Annotated in this window: 20 protein-coding genes; 13 read left to right on the forward strand and 7 right to left on the reverse strand. The window is 51.5% G+C overall.

Annotation, left to right across the window (positions count from 1 at the left end; genetic code table 11):
- Nucleotides 1-94: 94 nt before the first annotated feature.
- Nucleotides 95-787 carry an amino acid racemase gene (gene ygeA / locus D9597_RS01855; protein WP_130221483.1) on the forward strand — a complete coding sequence of 231 codons (693 nt, stop codon included), beginning with the start codon at nt 95-97 and terminating at the stop codon, nt 785-787.
- A gap of 4 nt (nt 788-791) precedes the next feature.
- Here the strand turns inward: ygeA and lysR are convergent, their stop codons facing one another.
- Entirely contained in the window at nt 792-1,709 is a 918-nt protein-coding gene (gene lysR / locus D9597_RS01860; RefSeq protein WP_130221484.1) for a DNA-binding transcriptional regulator LysR, read from the reverse strand.
- A gap of 121 nt (nt 1,710-1,830) precedes the next feature.
- Here lysR and lysA point away from each other — a divergent pair, with 121 nt between their 5' ends.
- Nucleotides 1,831-3,093, forward strand: a complete 1,263-nt coding sequence (gene lysA, locus D9597_RS01865) for a diaminopimelate decarboxylase (protein WP_130221485.1) — start codon at nt 1,831-1,833, stop codon at nt 3,091-3,093.
- Nucleotides 3,094-3,099: 6 nt separating this feature from the next.
- Here the strand turns inward: lysA and galR are convergent, their stop codons facing one another.
- Entirely contained in the window at nt 3,100-4,131 is a 1,032-nt protein-coding gene (gene galR, locus D9597_RS01870; protein WP_130207752.1) for an HTH-type transcriptional regulator GalR, read from the reverse strand.
- A 585-nt stretch (nt 4,132-4,716) separates the two neighbouring features.
- Here galR and aas point away from each other — a divergent pair.
- Entirely contained in the window at nt 4,717-6,876 is a 2,160-nt protein-coding gene (gene aas / locus D9597_RS01880) for a bifunctional acyl-ACP--phospholipid O-acyltransferase/long-chain-fatty-acid--ACP ligase (protein ID WP_130207748.1), read from the forward strand.
- The gene (gene lplT, locus D9597_RS01885) at nt 6,869-8,062 is read left to right on the forward strand and encodes a lysophospholipid transporter LplT (RefSeq protein ID WP_130221486.1); all 1,194 of its coding nucleotides are present in this window, start codon (nt 6,869-6,871) and stop codon (nt 8,060-8,062) included. The genes aas and lplT overlap by 8 nt, the downstream gene beginning before the upstream one ends.
- 38 nt (nt 8,063-8,100) lie before the next feature.
- Here lplT and D9597_RS01890 read toward each other — a convergent pair whose 3' ends face one another.
- The 5 genes from D9597_RS01890 to mutH form a co-directional block, all read right to left on the reverse strand.
- Nucleotides 8,101-9,765 carry a DUF4139 domain-containing protein gene (locus D9597_RS01890; RefSeq protein WP_130221487.1) on the reverse strand — a complete coding sequence of 555 codons (1,665 nt, stop codon included), beginning with the start codon at nt 9,763-9,765 and terminating at the stop codon, nt 8,101-8,103.
- Between the two features lie 147 nt (nt 9,766-9,912).
- Entirely contained in the window at nt 9,913-10,953 is a 1,041-nt protein-coding gene (locus D9597_RS01895; protein ID WP_130217886.1) for an NADP(H)-dependent aldo-keto reductase, read from the reverse strand.
- Between the two features lie 107 nt (nt 10,954-11,060).
- Nucleotides 11,061-11,279 (reverse strand): lipoprotein YgdR, encoded by a 219-nt coding sequence (gene ygdR / locus D9597_RS01900; protein WP_000758660.1) that lies wholly within the window; start codon nt 11,277-11,279, stop codon nt 11,061-11,063.
- A gap of 141 nt (nt 11,280-11,420) precedes the next feature.
- Nucleotides 11,421-12,134, reverse strand: a complete 714-nt coding sequence (locus tag D9597_RS01905; protein ID WP_064529833.1) for a TerC family protein — start codon at nt 12,132-12,134, stop codon at nt 11,421-11,423.
- Between the two features lie 57 nt (nt 12,135-12,191).
- Entirely contained in the window at nt 12,192-12,893 is a 702-nt protein-coding gene (mutH, locus tag D9597_RS01910; protein ID WP_130221488.1) for a DNA mismatch repair endonuclease MutH, read from the reverse strand.
- A 185-nt stretch (nt 12,894-13,078) separates the two neighbouring features.
- On the opposite strand from mutH, the gene D9597_RS23505 reads away from it, so the two are divergent.
- The 9 genes from D9597_RS23505 to D9597_RS01955 all read left to right on the forward strand — a co-directional run bounded on the left by D9597_RS23505 (nt 13,079) and on the right by D9597_RS01955 (nt 20,115).
- Nucleotides 13,079-13,225 carry a hypothetical protein gene (locus tag D9597_RS23505; RefSeq protein WP_276319965.1) on the forward strand — a complete coding sequence of 49 codons (147 nt, stop codon included), beginning with the start codon at nt 13,079-13,081 and terminating at the stop codon, nt 13,223-13,225.
- A gap of 352 nt (nt 13,226-13,577) precedes the next feature.
- Nucleotides 13,578-14,108 (forward strand): RNA pyrophosphohydrolase, encoded by a 531-nt coding sequence (rppH, locus tag D9597_RS01920; RefSeq protein ID WP_130207736.1) that lies wholly within the window; start codon nt 13,578-13,580, stop codon nt 14,106-14,108.
- Between the two features lie 12 nt (nt 14,109-14,120).
- The gene (gene ptsP, locus D9597_RS01925) at nt 14,121-16,367 is read left to right on the forward strand and encodes a phosphoenolpyruvate--protein phosphotransferase (RefSeq protein WP_130221489.1); all 2,247 of its coding nucleotides are present in this window, start codon (nt 14,121-14,123) and stop codon (nt 16,365-16,367) included.
- Between the two features lie 150 nt (nt 16,368-16,517).
- Complete coding sequence (gene lgt / locus D9597_RS01930; RefSeq protein WP_032239304.1) at nt 16,518-17,393, forward strand: prolipoprotein diacylglyceryl transferase; 876 nt, start codon at nt 16,518-16,520, stop codon at nt 17,391-17,393.
- A 6-nt stretch (nt 17,394-17,399) separates the two neighbouring features.
- Nucleotides 17,400-18,194: a thymidylate synthase gene (thyA, locus tag D9597_RS01935; protein WP_000816232.1), complete on the forward strand. Its 795-nt coding sequence runs from the start codon at nt 17,400-17,402 to the stop codon at nt 18,192-18,194.
- A 184-nt stretch (nt 18,195-18,378) separates the two neighbouring features.
- Nucleotides 18,379-18,849, forward strand: coding sequence for a prepilin peptidase-dependent protein (locus tag D9597_RS01940; protein ID WP_130217877.1), 471 nt, complete (start codon nt 18,379-18,381; stop codon nt 18,847-18,849).
- Nucleotides 18,840-19,403: a prepilin peptidase-dependent protein gene (locus D9597_RS01945; RefSeq protein WP_130221490.1), complete on the forward strand. Its 564-nt coding sequence runs from the start codon at nt 18,840-18,842 to the stop codon at nt 19,401-19,403. The genes D9597_RS01940 and D9597_RS01945 overlap by 10 nt, the downstream gene beginning before the upstream one ends.
- Complete coding sequence (locus D9597_RS01950) at nt 19,400-19,807, forward strand: DUF2509 family protein (protein WP_130221491.1); 408 nt, start codon at nt 19,400-19,402, stop codon at nt 19,805-19,807. The genes D9597_RS01945 and D9597_RS01950 overlap by 4 nt, the downstream gene beginning before the upstream one ends.
- A complete protein-coding gene (locus D9597_RS01955) occupies nt 19,792-20,115 on the forward strand; it encodes a prepilin-type N-terminal cleavage/methylation domain-containing protein (protein ID WP_130221492.1) in 324 nt (107 codons plus the stop codon). The genes D9597_RS01950 and D9597_RS01955 overlap by 16 nt, the downstream gene beginning before the upstream one ends.
- The last annotated feature ends 3 nt before the right edge of the window (nt 20,116-20,118 follow it).

Raw genomic sequence — 20,118 nt, forward strand, 5'->3', positions numbered from 1 at the left:
ATCCGGCCTTTTTTTCGCTAATAGAGATCGGGCGCCAGGCCGTTGAGTTCCTTATTCAGCCTTGCTGCATTAACTCACAAGTCAGGAGAAAGGAATGAAAACAATTGGTCTGCTAGGGGGTATGAGCTGGGAATCCACTATTCCTTACTATCGTCTGATAAATGAAGGCATTAAACAGCGACTTGGTGGGCTTCACTCTGCGCAAGTGCTGCTACATAGCGTTGATTTTCATGAAATAGAAGAGTGTCAACGTCGCGGGGAGTGGGACAAAGCAGGAGAAATTCTGGCTGAAGCGGCGCTTGGCTTACAGCGGGCGGGGGCTGAAGGCATTGTGTTATGTACCAATACGATGCACAAAGTAGCGGATGCTATCGAATCCCGTTGTTCACTGCCTTTCTTACATATTGCGGATGCCACCGGACGTGCAATTACCCGTGCCGGAATGACTCGCGTGGCGCTGCTGGGTACACGCTACACCATGGAACAGGATTTTTATCGTGGGCGACTGGCGGAGCAATTTTCCATCGACTGTCTGATCCCTGAAGCGGATGAACGGGCGAAAATTAACCAGATTATTTTTGAAGAACTGTGTCTGGGGCATTTTAGCGAAACATCACGCACTTATTATGTGCAAGTGATTGCTCGCCTCGCAGAACAGGGCGCGCAGGGTGTCATTTTTGGCTGTACGGAAATTGGTTTACTGGTGCCAGAAGAGCGCAGTGTTCTGCCTGTGTTTGATACTGCTGCTATTCATGCCGAGGATGTAGTCGCCTTTATGCTGTCGTAATTCGCTACAAAATAGCCTCAAGAGCGGCAACCAGTTTTGGTAAACCGGTTTGTAAATGCTTGCTGAATGCCTGCACCAGTGCTGATGACGGGCGGTGCAGGGGGCGAATCAGGCTGACGGTGAAGGGAACCGCAATACTGAACCGCCGAACCACTAATCCGCTTGCCGCATAATCCAGAGCGGTGAGCGGGTTAACTACCGAAACTCCCGCCCCCGCCCGTACCATCGCGCAAACTGACGCGGCGCTATGGGTTTCTACTATCATGCGTCGTTTAACCTGATTTTCACTAAACAACTGATCCAACAGCTGGCGATAGCTGTCTGTACGGGAAAGGCTGATGTAGTTCTCACCCTGAAAATCTTCCGGTGTTAATACCTTTTTTACCGCCAGCGGATGACCTGGCGGTAAAACACACACTTCGTCTAAAGACAGTAATTCAGTGCGTTCCGTACCCGCAGGCGTATGCAGCGTTTCGGTGAGTCCGAGATCATGACGTTGTGCTGAAAGCCACTCTTCAAGTAGCGGTGATTCCTGCGGGATAATGTTTAAGCTGACTTCAGGATAACGGGCCAGAAACGGTTGTAGCAGCGGCGGCAAAAAAGACTGCGAAAAGACCGGCAGGCAGGCAATAGACAGTTCTCCCTGGCGAAACTCGCGCAGACTTTCGGCGGCACTGACGATGCGATCCAGCCCGTACCAGGAGCGCTGCACCTCTTCAAACAGACGCAGCCCTTGAACGGTAGGGTGTAATCGACCGCGTACGCGTTCAAACAGTTTCAACCCGATCACCTTTTCAAAGCGCGCCAGTTCGCGGCTGACGGTTGGCTGTGAAGTGTGCAGCAGTTGTGCCGCCTCAGTCAGGCTTCCGGCGGTCATAACCGCATGAAAAATTTCAATATGACGTAAGTTAACGGCGGCCATTAGCATTCTCTCGCAATCCGGTAATCCATATCATTTTTGCATAGACTCGACATAAATCGATATTTTTTATTCTTTTTATGATGTGGCGTAATCATAAAAAAGCACTTATCTGGAGTTTGTTATGCCACATTCACTGTTCAGCACCGATACCGATCTCACCGCCGAAAATCTACTGCGTTTGCCCTCAGAATTTGGCTGCCCGGTGTGGGTTTACGATGCGCAAATTATTCGTCGGCAGATTGCAGCGCTGAAACAGTTTGATGTGGTGCGCTTCGCGCAGAAAGCCTGTTCCAATATTCATATTTTGCGCTTAATGCGTGAGCAGGGTGTGAAAGTAGATTCCGTCTCATTGGGGGAAATCGAGCGTGCGCTGGCGGCGGGATATAATCCGCAAACGCATCCCGATGACATCGTCTTTACCGCGGATGTTATCGATCAGGCAACGCTTGAGCGCGTCAGTGAATTGCAAATTCCGGTGAATGCGGGGTCTGTTGATATGCTCGATCAACTGGGTCAGGTTTCGCCAGGACATCGGGTATGGCTGCGCGTTAACCCGGGGTTTGGTCACGGACACAGCCAAAAAACCAATACCGGTGGCGAAAACAGCAAGCACGGCATCTGGTATACCGATCTTCCGGCCGCGCTGGAAGTCATACAACGTCATCATATGCAATTGGTTGGCATTCACATGCACATCGGTTCTGGTGTTGATTATGCGCATCTGGAGCAGGTGTGTGGCGCGATGGTGCATCAGGTCATCGAATTCGGTCAGGATTTACAGGCTATTTCTGCGGGGGGCGGGCTTTCTGTTCCGTATCAGCAGGGAGAAGAGGCGGTTGATACTGAACATTATTATGGTCTGTGGCATGCCGCGCGTGAGCAAATCGCCCGCCATCTCGGTCACCCTGTGAAACTGGAAATCGAACCGGGTCGCTTCCTGGTAGCGCAGTCTGGTGTGTTAATTACCCAGGTGCGGAGCGTCAAACAAATGGGGAGTCGCCACTTTGTGCTGGTTGACGCTGGATTTAACGATCTGATGCGCCCGGCAATGTATGGCAGTTACCACCATATTAGCGCGCTGGCGGCTGATGGTCGCTCTCTTGAACATGCGCCAACGGTGGAAACCGTTGTCGCAGGGCCATTATGTGAATCGGGCGATGTCTTTACCCAGCAGGAAGGGGGGAATGTCGAAACCCGCGCCTTACCGGAAGTGAAGGCGGGCGATTATCTGGTGCTGCATGATACCGGTGCATATGGTGCGTCAATGTCATCTAACTACAATAGTCGCCCACTGTTGCCAGAAGTTCTGTTTGATAATGGTCAGGCGCGGTTGATTCGCCGCCGCCAGACCATTGAGGAATTACTGGCGCTCGAGTTGCTTTAATCGCGGCTAGTCGCTGGCTGCGTTATGACTTGCATCCAGCGACGGTGTTGAAACTGAATGGCGACGTACCAGCGTAGGACTAAAGACGTTGGTGATTTCTGGCAGTGGGCGATTATCCGCCAGCGCCAATGCCAGTTCTGCAGCCTGGGTCGCCATTGTCACTATTGGGTAACGGACCGTGGTCAGCCGTGGGCGTACATAACGTGACACCAGCACATCATCAAAACCAATCAGCGAAATTTCACCCGGTACATCAATCCCATTGTCATTGAGCACGCCCATCGCGCCTGCCGCCATCGAGTCGTTATAACAAGCCACGGCGGTGAAATTTCTGCCTCTTCCCAACAGTTCAGTCATCGCCTGTTCGCCACCGCTTTCGTCCGGTTCGCCGAAAGTCACCAGCCGATCATTAGCCGGAATACCGCTTTCGGCAAGGGCATCGTAATACCCTCGCAGACGATCTTCGGCATCAGAAATAGAGTGGTTAGAGCAGAGATAACCAATGCGCGTATGACCTTGCTGAATTAAATGGCGCGTCGCCAGCCAGGCACCGTAGCGATCGTCCAGAGCGATACAACGACTCTCAAAACCCGGAAGGATGCGGTTGATTAACACCATGCCGGGTATTTGCTTCATCAATGAGGACAAATCGGCATCCGGGATCATTTTGGCATGGACGACCAGCGCGGCGCAGCGATGGCGAATCAACTGCTCAATGGCCTGGCGCTCTTTTTGTTCGTTGTGGTAACCGTTGCCAATTAATAAGAAATTACCGGTATGGTAAGCCACCTGTTCGACCGCTTTCACCATTGCACCGAAAAACGGATCGGAAACATCACCAACGACCAGGCCAACCGTTTCAGTGGTCTGTTGAGCCAACGCGCGGGCGTTAGCGTTCGGGTGATAACTCAGAGATTCCATTGCGCTATGCACAGCCAGACGAGAAGCTTCGCTGGCTTTTGGAGAGTTATTAATGACGCGGGAAACGGTGGCGACTGAAACGCCTGCCAGTCGGGCTACATCCTTAATGGTCGCCATGAAAATACCTTTGTGGGTAAACGCTTACATTCTGTCAGTGTTACGGAAAACGCCCGTTGGTTCAAGGGGCGTTGTGATTTCAGCGTGGGAAGTGTGCGCGAAACGAGAATACGTAAGGAAAAAAAGAGATTGCAAACCTTTGGTTACACTTTGCGAAACGCTGTTGCGATTGACTGCTGGTGGCATTTGTCTACAGGTTGATAAAGTGGTGATCCCAGAGGTATTGATAGGTGAAGTCAACTTCGGGTTGAGCACATGAATTACACCAGCCTGCGCAGATGCGCAGGTTTTTTTTGCCTGTCGCAAATCTGTAACAGTAACCGACAATTTACACACCTCGTTGCATTTCCCTTCATTCCTTTGCTTTTTCTCGCTGGCGAAGCGTCGTCGTGCGGACCACAATCAAGATCCCAGAGGTATTGATTGGTGAGATTATTCGGTACGCTCTTCGTACCCTGTCTCTTGCACCAACCTGCGCGGATGCGCAGGTTTTTTTTCGCACCGACTTTACTATCGCTCGAGCTCTTCATCTCGTGTAATCTCACCGCATTCGCATTTAATGAATAATGAGCAAAGGGAGTTGAAATGCTTTTTAGCTTTTTTCGAAATTTGTGCCTTGCTCTGTACCGCGTTCGCGTGACAGGTGACACCCAGGCGCTGAAGGGCGAGCGCGTTCTTATCACGCCCAATCACGTCTCTTTTATTGATGGCATTCTGCTGGCGCTATTTTTACCTGTTCGCCCAGTGTTTGCTGTTTACACCTCCATCAGCCAGCAGTGGTATATGCGTTGGTTGAAATCATTTATCGACTTCGTTCCTCTCGATCCGACACAGCCGATGGCAATCAAACATCTGGTTCGTTTGGTGGAACAAGGCCGTCCGGTAGTGATTTTCCCGGAGGGGCGCATCACGACCACCGGTTCGCTGATGAAAATTTACGATGGCGCCGGTTTTGTGGCGGCGAAGTCAGGCGCGACGGTTATTCCGGTGCGAATTGAAGGGGCGGAGCTTACGCACTTCAGTCGCCTGAAAGGTCTGGTTAAACGGCGCTTGTTCCCGCAAATTCATCTGCATATTTTGCCTCCCACGCAGGTGCCGATGCCAGATGCGCCGCGCGCCCGTGACCGCCGTAAAATCGCGGGGGAAATGCTGCACCAAATTATGATGGAAGCGCGTATGGCGGTACGCCCACGTGAAACGCTGTACGAATCACTACTGAGCGCAATGTACCGTTTTGGGGCCAGGAAAAAGTGTGTCGAAGACGTCAACTTTACCCCGGATACCTATCGCAAGTTGCTCACTAAAACACTGTTTGTTGGTCGCATCCTCGAAAAATATAGCGTTGAAGGGGAAAGAATCGGCTTAATGCTGCCCAATGCGGGCATTAGTGCGGCAGTGATTTTTGGGGCCATCGCCCGTCGCCGTATTCCGGCAATGATGAACTACACCGCCGGGGTAAAAGGGCTGACCAGCGCCATTACGGCGGCTGAAATCAAAACTATATTCACTTCCCGCCAGTTCCTCGACAAAGGCAAACTCTGGCATCTGCCGGAGCAGCTGACTCAGGTACGCTGGGTGTATCTGGAAGATTTAAAAGCGGATGTCACCACTGCCGACAAAGTGTGGATCTTCGCCCATCTGTTGATGCCGCGTCTGGCACAGGTAAAACAGCAGCCAGAAGAAGAGGCGCTGATCCTCTTTACCTCCGGTTCTGAAGGCCATCCGAAAGGCGTCGTCCATAGCCATAAAAGCATTCTGGCGAACGTCGAGCAGATTAAAACGATTGCCGATTTCACCACCAACGATCGCTTTATGTCGGCGTTACCGCTATTTCACTCTTTTGGTTTAACTGTTGGCCTGTTTACGCCCCTGCTGACGGGCGCAGAAGTCTTCCTTTACCCCAGTCCATTGCATTACCGCATTGTGCCTGAACTGGTGTACGACCGCAGTTGTACGGTGCTTTTCGGCACTTCGACCTTCCTTGGTCATTACGCGCGCTTCGCCAACCCGTATGACTTCTATCGTCTACGCTATGTGGTGGCTGGCGCGGAGAAACTACAAGAAAGCACCAAACGACTTTGGCAGGATAAATTTGGTCTGCGTATTCTTGAAGGCTACGGCGTGACTGAATGTGCGCCAGTGGTGTCCATCAACGTACCGATGGCAGCGAAACCCGGCACCGTCGGGCGTATTTTGCCGGGGATGGATGCACGTCTGCTGGCGGTTCCGGGTATTGAAGAAGGTGGTCGCCTGCAACTAAAAGGGCCGAACATAATGAACGGCTATCTGCGGGTGGAGAAACCAGGCGTGCTGGAAGTGCCAACGGCTGAGAACATCCACGGTGAGATGGAGCGCGGCTGGTATGACACTGGCGATATCGTGCGTTTTGATGAACAGGGATTTGTGCAGATTCAGGGGCGGGCAAAACGCTTCGCCAAAATTGCCGGAGAGATGGTTTCACTGGAAATGGTGGAACAACTGGCACTTGGTGTTTCTCCAGATAAAGTCCATGCCACCGCGATTAAGAGCGACGCCAGTAAAGGCGAGGCGCTGGTACTGTTCACTACAGACAGCGAACTGACGCGCGATAAACTACAGCAATACGCCCGCGAGCACGGCGTACCGGAACTTGCCGTACCGCGTGACATTCGCTATCTGAAACAGATGCCATTACTGGGCAGCGGCAAGCCTGACTTTGTCACGTTGAAAAGTTGGGTAGACGAAGCGGAAAAACACGATGAGTGAGTCAGTGCACACTAACACTTCGCTATGGTCGAAGGGGATGAAAGCAGTTATTGCCGCGCAGTTTCTCTCTGCGTTTGGCGATAACGCGCTGCTGTTTGCCACTCTGGCGCTACTGAAAGCGCAGTTCTACCCGGACTGGAGTCAGCCAATCCTGCAAATGGTGTTTGTGGGCGCTTACATTCTTTTTGCGCCGTTTGTCGGTCAGGTGGCGGATAGCTTTGCGAAAGGCCGGGTAATGATGTTTGCCAACGGCCTTAAGTTGCTGGGTGCTGCCAGTATTTGTTTTGGCATTAATCCGTTTCTCGGTTATACGCTGGTGGGCGTCGGTGCAGCGGCTTATTCTCCGGCGAAATACGGTATTCTTGGCGAGTTAACTACCGGTAATCAGTTAGTGAAAGCTAACGGCTTGATGGAAGCATCCACCATTGCGGCGATTTTACTCGGTTCCGTAGCCGGTGGCGTGCTGGCGGACTGGCATGTTCTTGCTGCGCTGGCGGCCTGTGCGCTGGCTTATGCTGGCGCGGTAGCCGCAAATCTCTACATTCCGAAACTGGCGGCGGCGCGTCCGGGACAGTCGTGGAATCTCATCAACATGGCCCGCAGCTTTATCTCTGCTTGCGCCGTATTATGGCACAACGGTGAAACACGATTTTCGCTGGTGGGAACCAGTTTATTCTGGGGCGCGGGGGTTACGTTGCGTTTCCTGTTGGTGCTGTGGGTGCCGGTGGCGCTGGGCATTACCGATAACGCGACCCCGACCTACCTCAACGCGATGGTGGCGATTGGCATCGTGGTTGGTGCGGGGGCGGCAGCAAAACTGGTCACCCTGGAAACCGTATCACGCTGCATGCCAGCCGGCATTTTGATTGGCGTGGTGGTACTGATTTTCTCCCTGCAACACGAACTGCTGCCAGCCTATGCCTTGCTGATGTTGATTGGCGTACTTGGGGGCTTTTTTGTGGTACCGCTTAATGCGTTGCTACAGGAGCGAGGCAAAAAAAGCGTCGGGGCGGGGAATGCGATTGCCGTACAAAACCTTGGCGAAAACAGCGCCATGCTGCTGATGTTGGGAATTTACTCGTTGGCAGTAATGGTAGGCATCCCAGTCGTGCCCATAGGCATTGGCTTTGGTGCGCTGTTTGCGCTGGCAATAACGGCGCTGTGGATTTGGCAACGCCGTCATTAATCTTTTGCCAGATGGCACATTCAGCCATCTGGTGAAGGTCACATTCCCGAAGGGTGCATACCTTTCGGATACTTCACGCTGTAAGAGAATGGCAGACTCACGTTCTCTTTGCCTGACAGTTTCAGCGTCCAGGTCAGTTCACCCGTTTTCGCATCAAACTGCGCCTGCCCGTACTGCATTTTTTCTACCGTAATATCACTATTAGCACTGACTGGGATCTGGTCGAGCAGAGTAATATCCACCGCTTCGCCGTAGCTGTTCTTCACATTAAGGGTGTAACTGAAGTTACGTATTGCGCTGTCGTTAAAGATAGATAACGCATTCTCTTTTTTGAGTGCGGCTTTACGCTGAATTATCAACTTAGGATCGCGGTTAAGCTGAATATCCAGCGACTTGCCATCTTCCGGCGGCTGCAAATAACCCACGCCGGTACGGTTGTTGCCAAAGAAGATCTGACTTTCTCCGGGGATTAAATTTAACTGTTCCCACTCTTTAATTTGCACCTGGAGCCAGGCGTCATTACTGATCTTTGGAATAGCAAAGAAGCGATATTTACCGTTGACCGACTCTTCCTTAATGACCACCGTGCGCGCGGTATTATAGCTGTCGATTTGCCACGGCAGCGAAAGTGCATAGCGAACATTTTGCGCGGTGAAACTTTCTGGTTGCGGTGAAACGGGCGCTGCCGATGCCGCATACATGCGCCCGGCTCGTTGCTCCCTTGTTTTTTGCATCTCTGTCTCCAGGGCTTTCTGCAATTCTGAGGCATCCTGGTCAGAGGACTCTCGCGAACGCTGTTCCATTACGGGTTCCCGCTTATAAGTTGATGCTGAAAGCGAGCCGCCCCCATACTCCGGTACATCCACATACTGTGTTTCCAGTTGCGGCAAGGTGAGATGAGTATCAGGTTCATTGGTCGAGAGTACGAGATTAACGTTTTTCCATGTAAGCCCGGTGTACTGGCGAATATTAGCCTTATAAACCAGACGAAGCGGTTGGTTGATGGCACTCGCGTGAACATCATAGAGCGGCGTCCATGCGGCATTTGGCGTCATATAGCGCACCACTGACTTCGCCGTGACGGCTTGGGGGGCATAGACCTTAGCGATAATAACCTGCGGATCATCGGCAGCCTCTGAATCGCCGTTATTCATACTCTCGCGTTGTTCCAGCTTTTCAATTTCAAGCTGGTTATCAGCAAGTTTCTGCGTCAACTCATTGTCGGCTCGTAGTAACTCACCATTTTTCTCTTTCACCATTTGCAGATACTTGCCAACTTCGGCGGCACTTTTATTGGTTAATGTGCTATTTGCCTCTAATACCTTAATTTGAGCCGCAATATTGTTTTTCTCGGCGGTTAGTTTTGCCTGTTCCACCTTTGCTGCTTTTAACTGTTGCTGAATCTCTGACGGCAACGCATTCGGCTGTGTTTCCATTAGCGCGATACGTGAGGAAAGCACCGTCACTCCGTTATCGATAGAGATAGCGATGCTGTCGTCGGTTACTGAATTGGCAATATGGGTGAAGATGATTTCGCTTTCACCTGCCGGTAAGTTGAGTGTCTCTTCACCTTGCAGGCTGGCACCATGCAGATAAACAGTGACGTCTTTAAGTGTTAGCGGTTGGGTTAATTGCGCACTCCAAACGGAAGAAACGGAACCGACAAACAGCATAGCGAGAGGAAGTGGTCTTAGAATCAACATGGTTATCCTTAACAAGCATTGAAACGCGCGCTGGCGTTGACCGAAAGAGTCTATTGCGCTTTGTCAGGAAAGATGCGGCGAAAAGTAGTGAATATATTCTGAAAAGTGGGAAAAAAGACGCCTGGCGCAAAACGCCAGGCGAGAGGATCACGGTGCCGGATAAGTATAAACCTGATGCACCGCTTCAATTTCTGCCAACACGTCTTCGCTTAACTCCAGATGCAAACTTTCGACGTTAGTTTTCAGCTGTTCCATCGTTGTTGCGCCCAGCAGAGTGCTGGCAACAAACGGTTGACGACGCACAAAGGCCAGCGCCATCTGAGCTGGATCCAGACCATGACGTTTGGCTATATCAACATACGCCGCGACGGCTTTTTGCGTTTGCTCACCGCTGTAGCGAGTGAAGCGGCTAAAGAGCGTATTGCGCGCGCCAGCCGGTTTTGCGCCGTTGAGATATTTCCCGCTCAACGTACCAAAACCCAGACACGAATAAGCCAGTAACTCGACGCCTTCATACTGGCTGACTTCAGCAAGGCCCACTTCAAAGCTGCGATTTAACAAGCTGTAGGGGTTTTGAATAGTGACGATACGCGGCAGGTCGTGTTTATCCGCGAGATGTAAATAGCGCATTACGCCAAATGCGGTTTCATTCGACACGCCGATATAACGAATTTTTCCCGCGCGTTGGTACTCTGCCAGTGCGTCCAGCGTATCCAGCAGCGAAACTGCAGGCGCAGAATCTGTCCAGCTATAACCGAGCTTGCCGAAACAGTTGGTGGGGCGCTGTGGCCAATGCACCTGATAGAGATCGAGATAATCAGTCTGCAGACGCTTGAGGCTGTCATGCAGAGCTTCGCGAATATTCTTCCTGTCCAGCGCCTGATCCGGGCGGATCCCCTTGTCATTATTACGCGACGGTCCGCTCACTTTGGAGGCGATAATTAACTTTTCGCGGTTGCCATGTTTTGCCAGCCAGTTACCGACATAGGTTTCGGTTAACCCCTGAGTTTCGGGGCGTGGCGGTACCGGGTACATCTCGGCAACGTCGATAAGGTTAATGCCCTGAGCAACGGCATAGTCGAGTTGTGCGTGGGCGTCGGCTTCGCTGTTCTGTTCACCAAACGTCATCGTGCCAAGCCCCAGCGTGCTGACTTCCAGCGAGCTGTGGGGTATACGGTGATATTGCATAGCCGTTTCCTTTTTATAATCACGACATAAGGAATATAAAAATGGCAGAGGGAAGGGAAAAGGGAAAGAGAAAAATCTTAAGGTCAGCCGGATGCTGACCTTATTTTTTAACGTTCAATAATTTGCGAAACATCATCACGGTTTATTTGCATCGCGTTACCTTGCTGATCGTGATAACTCACCAGCCCGGTGTCATCATCAATTTCCGGTTTTCCATCTGTCAAAATCATACGGCCATCTTTGGTCGCCATGACGTAATCACTGGAACAGCCGGAAACGGCAAATGCCAGTCCGACTGCAGAAATTAATACTGCCCATTTTTTCATCCGGTCATCCTCACCTATTTTGCCCATTAATGATAATAGACTGTTTATAATCTGACGTTATACATCATGAAAGCAGGAAAATCTTAAACTGTGAGGAAGAGATCTGGCCGAACGCTCTCCCGCAGGAGAGCGAACGGAATATCAGAGCGGATTCTTTTTGTTGCGAATCAGGTTGAGGCTTTCAACCGCAATAGAGAAGAACATCGCGAAGTAGATGTAACCTTTCGGTACGTGGATATCGAAACTTTCCAGAATCAGGGTAAAGCCCACCAGAATCAGGAAAGAGAGCGCCAGCATTTTTACCGAAGGGTGGCGTTCGACAAAATCACCAATCGAGCGCGCGGCGAACATCATCACGCCTACGGCAATCACCACTGCTGCCATCATTATGAATAAGTGATCTGACAGGCCTACAGCGGTAATCACCGAGTCGAGGCTGAAAATAATATCCAGCAGCATAATCTGCACGATAGCGCCGAGGAATGATGAAACGCGAGTTTTCAATCCTTCTTCTTCACCTTCGATGGATTCGTGGATTTCCTTGCTGGCTTTCCAGATAAGGAACAGACCGCCGAGTAACAAAATTAAATCGCGAGCGGAAATTTCCTGACTGAAAATTGTAAAAAGCGGATTCGTCAGACGCGTGACCCAGGCAATAGACGCCAGCAGCGCCAGACGCATGACCATAGCCGCTGCCAAACCCAGACGCCGTGCGTGGCCACGTTGTGCTGTAGGTAGTTTTGCCACCACCAGCGAGAGGAAAATAATATTATCGATCCCAAGAACGATCTCCAGCAGCGTCAGCGTACCGAGCGCAAGCCAGGCGTTAGGATCGGTTACCCATGCAAATAACATCAAACAAAGCCCTGCCAAAAAAATGAAGCGGTAATTATATGCCCGGAATGCGGCAGGTCAAAGCGATGGGTGCTGGATCAAAAAATGACGAGCCAATAGCGCACTGGTGAAATTCTTCTTTAAATAAAAGCCGCGTGGCAGTGTCAGAATCGGTTCACCCTGGGAGCCAATGGCTTCGGTGAGCGCTTTCGCATTCGCCGCTTTAGGTCTTATCTGTAAATATTCCCCGTGACGAGCGGTAATTCTTTCAACCTGACCAAGAACAATCATATCCATCAATTCTTCCCAGTCTTCGCGTAACTGCCGTTCCTCTTCGTCATTTGGACTCCACAGTAATGGCGACCCTACGCGCCGCTGCGCCAGAGGAATACTGCGCTCGCCTTCTACAGGTATCCACAGCACGCGTTTTAACTTGTGACGTACATGGCTGGTTTCCCAGGTGACGCCGCTATTGCCGGTTAAAGGCGCCACGCAAACGAAAGTGGTTTCCAGAGGACGGCCAAGGCTATCCACAGGAATCGTTTTTAGCTCTACGCCCAGGGCCGCAAAATCTTGTTCAGGTTTACTGCCTGCGCTTGCGCCAAGCCAAATTTCCAGCAACACGCCTATCCAGCCTTTATCGCGCTTTAAATTCTCCGGTGCAACCAGCCCGGCAAGTGCCGCCAGCTCACCCAATGTGTAACCGGAAAGTTGCTGTGCTTGCGCAAATAACTGCGCTTCAGTTTCTGGTGGAGAGAGCAATGGGCGAGGCTGGAGCATGGTGTTATACCTTGATTAAAAATTGAGCAGCAATTTTATACCGGATATGCCAAGTGTAACTTTTTCCACGCGTGTTATTCAATTGCATGATTTATATTGCTTTTTAGGCCTCAGATAACCGTGTTGCGCAACGTATGGGGAGGTTTTCCAAATCTGGTCACTGAAAATAAACAGGATCTTACACCATGTTATCCACAGAAAGCTGGGATAACTGTGAAAAACCCTCACTACTGTTTCCATTTACAGCCTTGACGTGCGACGAAACTCCAATTTTTAGTGATGCGGTGCTTAACTTATTGGCACATTCTGTGGATAAATACGACATTGGTTGATCTTTCACCACCTCGTATACAGCGAGTGTGATACAGGTCACGATTTTACCTGTTTGGTAGCGATTTAAGCACCTAGTTCATTGATTAGTAATTATTATTTTGTAATGCCTGAATCAGGGGTGTTCAGAATGCTCTGGGTTTTCCCGTAGTAATTCCGTAGTTCTTCACAACTCTATCCACAGAAAAGGTGAATAAAAACGGTGATGTTCCCCCTCTGCTGTTTATAACTCTGCACTTAACTGTGAGTTATTCAATTGTTATTAGTGTGTAATGCCTTGCAGAGAGTGGTTTACCGCCTTCCAGGAGTATGAAACAATCATTCGCATATAAAGTTTTATTTTGAGGTAGTCCGGTGATTGATGACGATGGCTACCGCCCAAACGTAGGTATCGTGATTTGTAATCGTCAGGGGCAAGTAATGTGGGCCCGTCGATTTGGTCAGCACTCCTGGCAATTTCCGCAAGGCGGAATTAACCCCGGAGAATCCGCAGAACAGGCGATGTACCGTGAATTGTTTGAAGAAGTAGGATTAAGCCGTAAAGACGTTCGAATCCTTGCTTCAACGCGTAACTGGTTGCGCTACAAATTACCAAAACGTTTGGTGCGTTGGGACACGAAGCCGGTGTGTATCGGCCAAAAACAAAAATGGTTTCTCTTGCAGCTGGTGAGCGGCGATGCGGAAATCAATATGCAAACCAGCAGTACACCAGAGTTTGACGGCTGGCGTTGGGTAAGTTACTGGTATCCGGTCAGACAGGTGGTGTCATTTAAACGTGATGTCTACCGCAGGGTAATGAAAGAGTTTGCGAGTGTTGTGATGGCGCTACAGGACAATACGCCTAAACCACAAAACGCATCTACTTATCGACGTAAAAGAGGTTAAGTCACGCCAATTATGCTCACTCGCCTGCGCGAAATAGTCGAAAAGGTAGCCAGTGCTCCCCGCCTTAACGAGGCGTTGAATATTCTGGTTACCGACATCTGTCTTGCGATGGATACCGAAGTCTGTTCGGTCTACCTGGCCGATCACGACCGACGTTGTTACTACCTGATGGCGACTCGGGGGCTGAAAAAACCGCGAGGTCGCACCGTAACGCTCGCGTTTGATGAAGGGATCGTCGGCCTGGTTGGCAGGCTGGCGGAACCGATAAACCTTGCGGATGCGCAAAAACACCCCAGCTTCAAATATGTCCCCTCCGTAAAAGAAGAGCGTTTCCGTGCTTTCTTAGGCGTTCCGATTATTCAGCGTCGCCAATTGCTTGGCGTGCTGGTGGTGCAGCAACGAGAGCTACGCCAGTACGATGAAAGCGAAGAATCCTTTCTGGTGACGCTCGCCACCCAGATGGCGGCCATTCTTTCCCAGTCGCAGTTGACTGCCTTATTCGGACAATATCGCCAGACGCGAATCCGCGCATTACCGGCTGCACCCGGCGTGGCAATTGCCGAAGGTTGGCAGGATGCCACTTTACCCTTAATGGAACAGGTGTATCAGGCATCAACGCTGGATCCAGCGCTGGAACGTGAGCGCCTGACCGGAGCGCTGGAAGAGGCAGCTAACGAATTTCGTCGTTACAGCAAACGCTTTGCTGCCGGGGCGCAGAAAGAAACTGCGGCCATTTTCGATCTTTACTCGCACCTGCTTTCCGACACCCGTTTGCGTCGCGAACTGTTTGCCGAGGTGGATAAAGGCTCGGTCGCAGAGTGGGCTGTGAAAACGGTCATTGAAAAATTTGCTGAACAGTTTGCCGCGCTAAGTGATAACTATCTCAAAGAGCGCGCTGGCGATTTACGCGCGCTGGGCCAGCGGTTGCTGTTTCACCTTGATGATGCAAATCAGGGGCCGAACGCCTGGCCGGAACGTTTCATTCTGGTGGCAGATGAATTGTCGGCGACGACCCTTGCGGAGTTGCCCCAGGATCGCTTAGTCGGCGTCGTCGTACGCGATGGTGCGGCCAACTCCCATGCGGCGATTATGGTGCGCGCGCTGGGTATTCCTACCGTGATGGGGGCGGACATTCAACCTTCAGTGCTGCATCATCGGACGCTGATTGTTGATGGTTATCGCGGGGAATTACTGGTCGACCCGGAACCGGTGTTGCTACAAGAATACCAACGGCTAATTAGCGAAGAAAATGAGCTAAGCCGGCTGGCGGAAGATGACGTCAATTTACCCGCACAGTTAAAAAGCGGTGAGCGCATTAAAGTCATGCTCAATGCAGGTTTAAGCCCGGAACATGAAGAAAAACTGGGCAGCCGCATTGATGGCATCGGCCTTTATCGCACTGAAATTCCTTTCATGTTGCAAAGCGGTTTCCCGTCGGAAGAAGAGCAGGTGGCGCAATATCAGGGCATGTTGCAAATGTTCAATGATAAGCCTGTCACGCTGCGCACGCTGGATGTTGGTGCTGATAAGCAACTGCCTTACATGCCTATCAGCGAAGAGAATCCATGTCTGGGTTGGCGTGGGATCCGCATTACGCTCGATCAGCCGGAGATCTTTTTGATCCAGGTGCGGGCGATGCTGCGTGCTAATGCAGCAACGGGCAACCTGAACATCTTATTGCCGATGGTCACAAGCCTCGATGAAGTTGACGAAGCACGCCGCCTGATTGAACGTGCCGGACGTGAAGTCGAGGAGATGATCGGCTATGCAATCCCGAAACCGCGTATCGGTATCATGCTGGAAGTGCCATCGATGGTGTTTATGCTGCCGCATCTGGCAAACCGGGTCGATTTTATCTCTGTTGGCACCAACGATCTGACTCAATACATCCTGGCTGTTGATCGTAACAACACGCGAGTTGCGAACATTTATGACAGCTTGCATCCTGCGATGTTACGTGCGCTGGCAATGATCGCCCGGGAAGCGGAAACGCAAGGAATAGATCTCCGTTTGTGTGGCGAAATGGCGGGAGATCCTATGTGCGTAGCAATCCTCATTGGGCTTGGGTATCGCCATCTGTCTATGAACGGGCGTTCTGTCGCGCGCGTAAAATATTTGCTGCGGCGCATTGATTTTGCCGAAGCGGAAAACCTTGCGCGGCGCAGCCTGGAAGCACAACTGGCGACTGAAGTTCGTCATCAGGTTGCGGCATTTATGGAGCGTCGCGGCATGGGTGGGCTGATTCGCGGGGGGCTATAGCGCGGATCGTATACATATCTTTTAACGGTATCCGGCAACCAGCCTGGTCCCCTTGTGCTATTATTCGCACCTTTGGAGCGCCTGGAACCTGCGGCGCGCATTTCAATCGCTGTTCTCTTTCAGCGAAATAACAAGAACTTGTGGTGACAGATGACCAGTAGCTATCTGCATTTTCCGGAATTCGATCCGGTCATTTTCTCAATAGGACCCGTTGCGCTTCACTGGTACGGCCTGATGTATCTGGTAGGTTTCATTTTTGCGATGTGGCTGGCAACACGTCGTGCGAACCGTCCGGGGAGCGGCTGGACCAAAAATGAAGTTGAAAACTTACTCTATGCGGGTTTCCTTGGCGTTTTCCTTGGCGGACGTATTGGGTATGTTCTGTTCTACAACTTCCCGCAGTTTATGGCCGATCCGCTGTATCTGTTCCGTGTCTGGGACGGCGGCATGTCCTTCCACGGCGGCCTGATTGGTGTGATTGTGGTGATGATTATCTTCGCCCGCCGCACCAAACGTTCCTTCTTCCAGGTCTCTGATTTTATCGCACCGCTTATTCCGTTTGGTCTTGGCGCCGGGCGTCTGGGCAACTTTATTAACGGTGAATTGTGGGGCCGCGTTGACCCGAACTTCCCGTTTGCCATGCTGTTCCCGGGTTCCCGTACCGAAGATATTCTGTTGCTGCAAAACAATCCGCAGTGGCAGTCCATTTTTGATACTTACGGCGTGCTGCCTCGCCACCCGTCACAGTTGTACGAACTGCTGCTGGAAGGTGTGGTGCTGTTTATTATCCTCAACCTGTATATTCGTAAACCGCGCCCGATGGGGGCCGTGTCTGGCTTGTTCCTGATTGGCTACGGCGCGTTTCGCATCATTGTTGAGTTTTTCCGCCAGCCCGACGCGCAGTTTACCGGTGCCTGGGTGCAGTACATCAGCATGGGGCAAATTCTTTCCATCCCGATGATCGTCGCGGGTGTGATCATGATGGTCTGGGCATATCGTCGCAGCCCACAGCAACACGTTTCCTGAGGAACCATGAAACAGTATTTAGAACTGATGCAAAAAGTGCTCGACGAAGGCACACAGAAAAACGACCGTACCGGAACCGGAACGCTTTCCATTTTTGGTCATCAGATGCGTTTTAACCTGCAGGATGGATTCCCGCTGGTGACAACCAAACGTTGCCACCTGCGTTCCATCATCCACGAACTACTGTGGTTCCTGCAGGGCGACACCAACATTGCTTATCTGCACGAAAACAATGTCACCATCTGGGACGAATGGGCTGATGAAAACGGTGACCTCGGCCCGGTATATGGCAAACAGTGGCGCGCCTGGCCAACGCCGGATGGACGTCATATTGACCAGATAACCACAGTGCTGAACCAGTTGAAAAACGACCCGGATTCCCGCCGCATTATTGTTTCGGCGTGGAACGTGGGGGAACTGGATAAAATGGCACTGGCTCCATGCCATGCCTTCTTCCAGTTCTATGTCGCAGACGGCAAACTCTCTTGCCAGCTTTATCAACGCTCCTGTGACGTCTTCCTGGGGCTGCCGTTTAACATCGCCAGCTATGCGTTACTGGTGCATATGATGGCGCAGCAGTGCGATCTTGAAGTGGGTGATTTTGTCTGGACCGGTGGCGACACGCACCTGTACAGCAACCATATGGATCAAACCCATCTGCAATTAAGCCGTGAACCGCGTCCGCTGCCGAAGCTGATTATTAAACGTAAACCCGAATCCATCTTCGACTACCGTTTCGAAGACTTTGAGATTGAAGGCTACGATCCGCATCCGGGCATTAAGGCACCGGTGGCTATCTAATAACGAAACATCCTGCCAGAGCCGACGCCAGTGTGCGTCGGTTTTTTTTATCCTCTGTTAAATTCTTCGAGACGCCTTCCCGAAATTTTGCAACGCCCTGCAACAGGGTAAATAGTCCGGAAGACGTGCCGAAGAAATAGAAACTGGCACTCGTCTTTTTTTCTCCGCGCCGCATACTGCCGGCATGAAAACACAACGTGGTTATACGCTGATTGAAACGCTGGTCGCGATGCTGATTTTGGTCATGCTAAGTGCAAGTGGTCTCTATGGCTGGCAGTACTGGCAGCAGTCGCAACGGTTATGGCAAACCGCCAGCCAGGCGCGAGACTATTTGCTCTATTTACGTGAGGATGCCAACTGGCATAACCGCGACCACAGTATCGGTGTCATCAGGGAGGGAACGTCATGGTGTCTTGCGAGTGCCGCCGCTGGGGCGAATACCTGTCATGGCAGTTCACCGCTGGTCTTTGTGCCTCGCTGGCCCGAAGTCGAAATGAGCGACCTGACACCTTCGCTCACTTTCTTTGGCCTACGCAATACTGCATGGGCCGGACATATTCGCTTCAAAAATTCAGCGGGCGAGTGGTGGTTGGTGGTTTCGCCGTGGGGAAGGCTCCGGCTTTGTCAGCAAGGAGAAACAGAAGGATGCCTGTAAAAGAGCAAGGTTTTTCTCTGCTGGAAGTGCTGATTGCTATGGCAATCAGTAGCGTACTGCTGCTGGGAGCTGCGCGATTTCTGCCCGCATTACAGCGTGACAGTTTGATTACTACTCGCAAGCTGGCGCTGGAAGATGAAATCTGGCTGCGGGTATTTACAGTCGCGAAGCATCTCCAGAGAGCAGGTTATTGTCATGGAACCTGTCCCGGTGAAGGTCTGAAAATTGTTGGGCAGGGTGACTGCATCATTGTGCAGTGGGATGCGAACAGTAACGGTATCTGGGAGCATGAGCCGGGAAAAGAATCCGACCAGATTGGATTTCGGCTAAAAGACAATGTCCTGGAAACGCTACGCGGCACGACATCCTGTGAAGGTAAGGGCTGGGATAAATTGACCAACCCAGATGCCGTCGTTATCGACACTTTTCAGGTTACCCGACAGGATAACAGCGGTTTCCCGCCGGTGCTGACGGTTAATATGCACGCTGCCAGCAAGGCTGATCCACAAACCGTGGTGGATGCCAGCTATAGCGTGACAGGATTCAACCTGTGAACCGCGAAAAGGGTGTTTCATCGCTGGCACTGGTCCTGATGCTGCTGGTTTTGGGCAGCTTGCTGTTACAAGGAATGAGCCAGCAGGAGCGTAGTTTTGCCTCTCGCGTGACTATGGAAAGCCAGTCATTACGCCGTCAGGCCATTGTGCAGTCGGCGCTTGAGTGGGGGAAAATGCATGCCTGGCAGGTACAGCAAGCTGTTCAGTGTTCGCAATACGCCGCAACGGGTGCTCGAGCGTGCCTGCGAAGACTTGCGGATAATAAAGCCTTGCTAATAGCCGGTTATGAAGACGTTTCATTATGGCGAATGGGGGAAGTCATCGATGGGAATATCGTATTTTCGCCACATGGCTGGAGTGATTTTTGTCCGCTGAAAGAGGAGGCGTTATGTCAGCTTCCCTGAAGAATCAGCAAGGTTTTAGCCTGCCGGAGGTGATGTTGGCGATGGTACTGATGGTGATGATTGTCACTGTGTTATCTGGTTACCAGCGAACATTAAGCACCAGTCTTGCCAGCAGAAACCAGTATCAGCAGCTCTGGCGCCACGCCTGGCAGCAAGCACAACTGCGCGCGATTTCGCCACCTGCAAACTGGCAGGTCAACCGAATGCAGACATCGCAGGCGGGATGTGTCAGCATCAGCGTTACGCTATTTTCACCCGGGGGCAGAGAAGGCGAGATGACCCGCCTGCATTGCCCGAATCGTCAGTAGTCA

This window comes from Escherichia sp. E13S3 (assembly GCF_004212325.1).
In the GTDB taxonomy this organism is placed as follows: Bacteria; Pseudomonadota; Gammaproteobacteria; order Enterobacterales; family Enterobacteriaceae; genus Escherichia.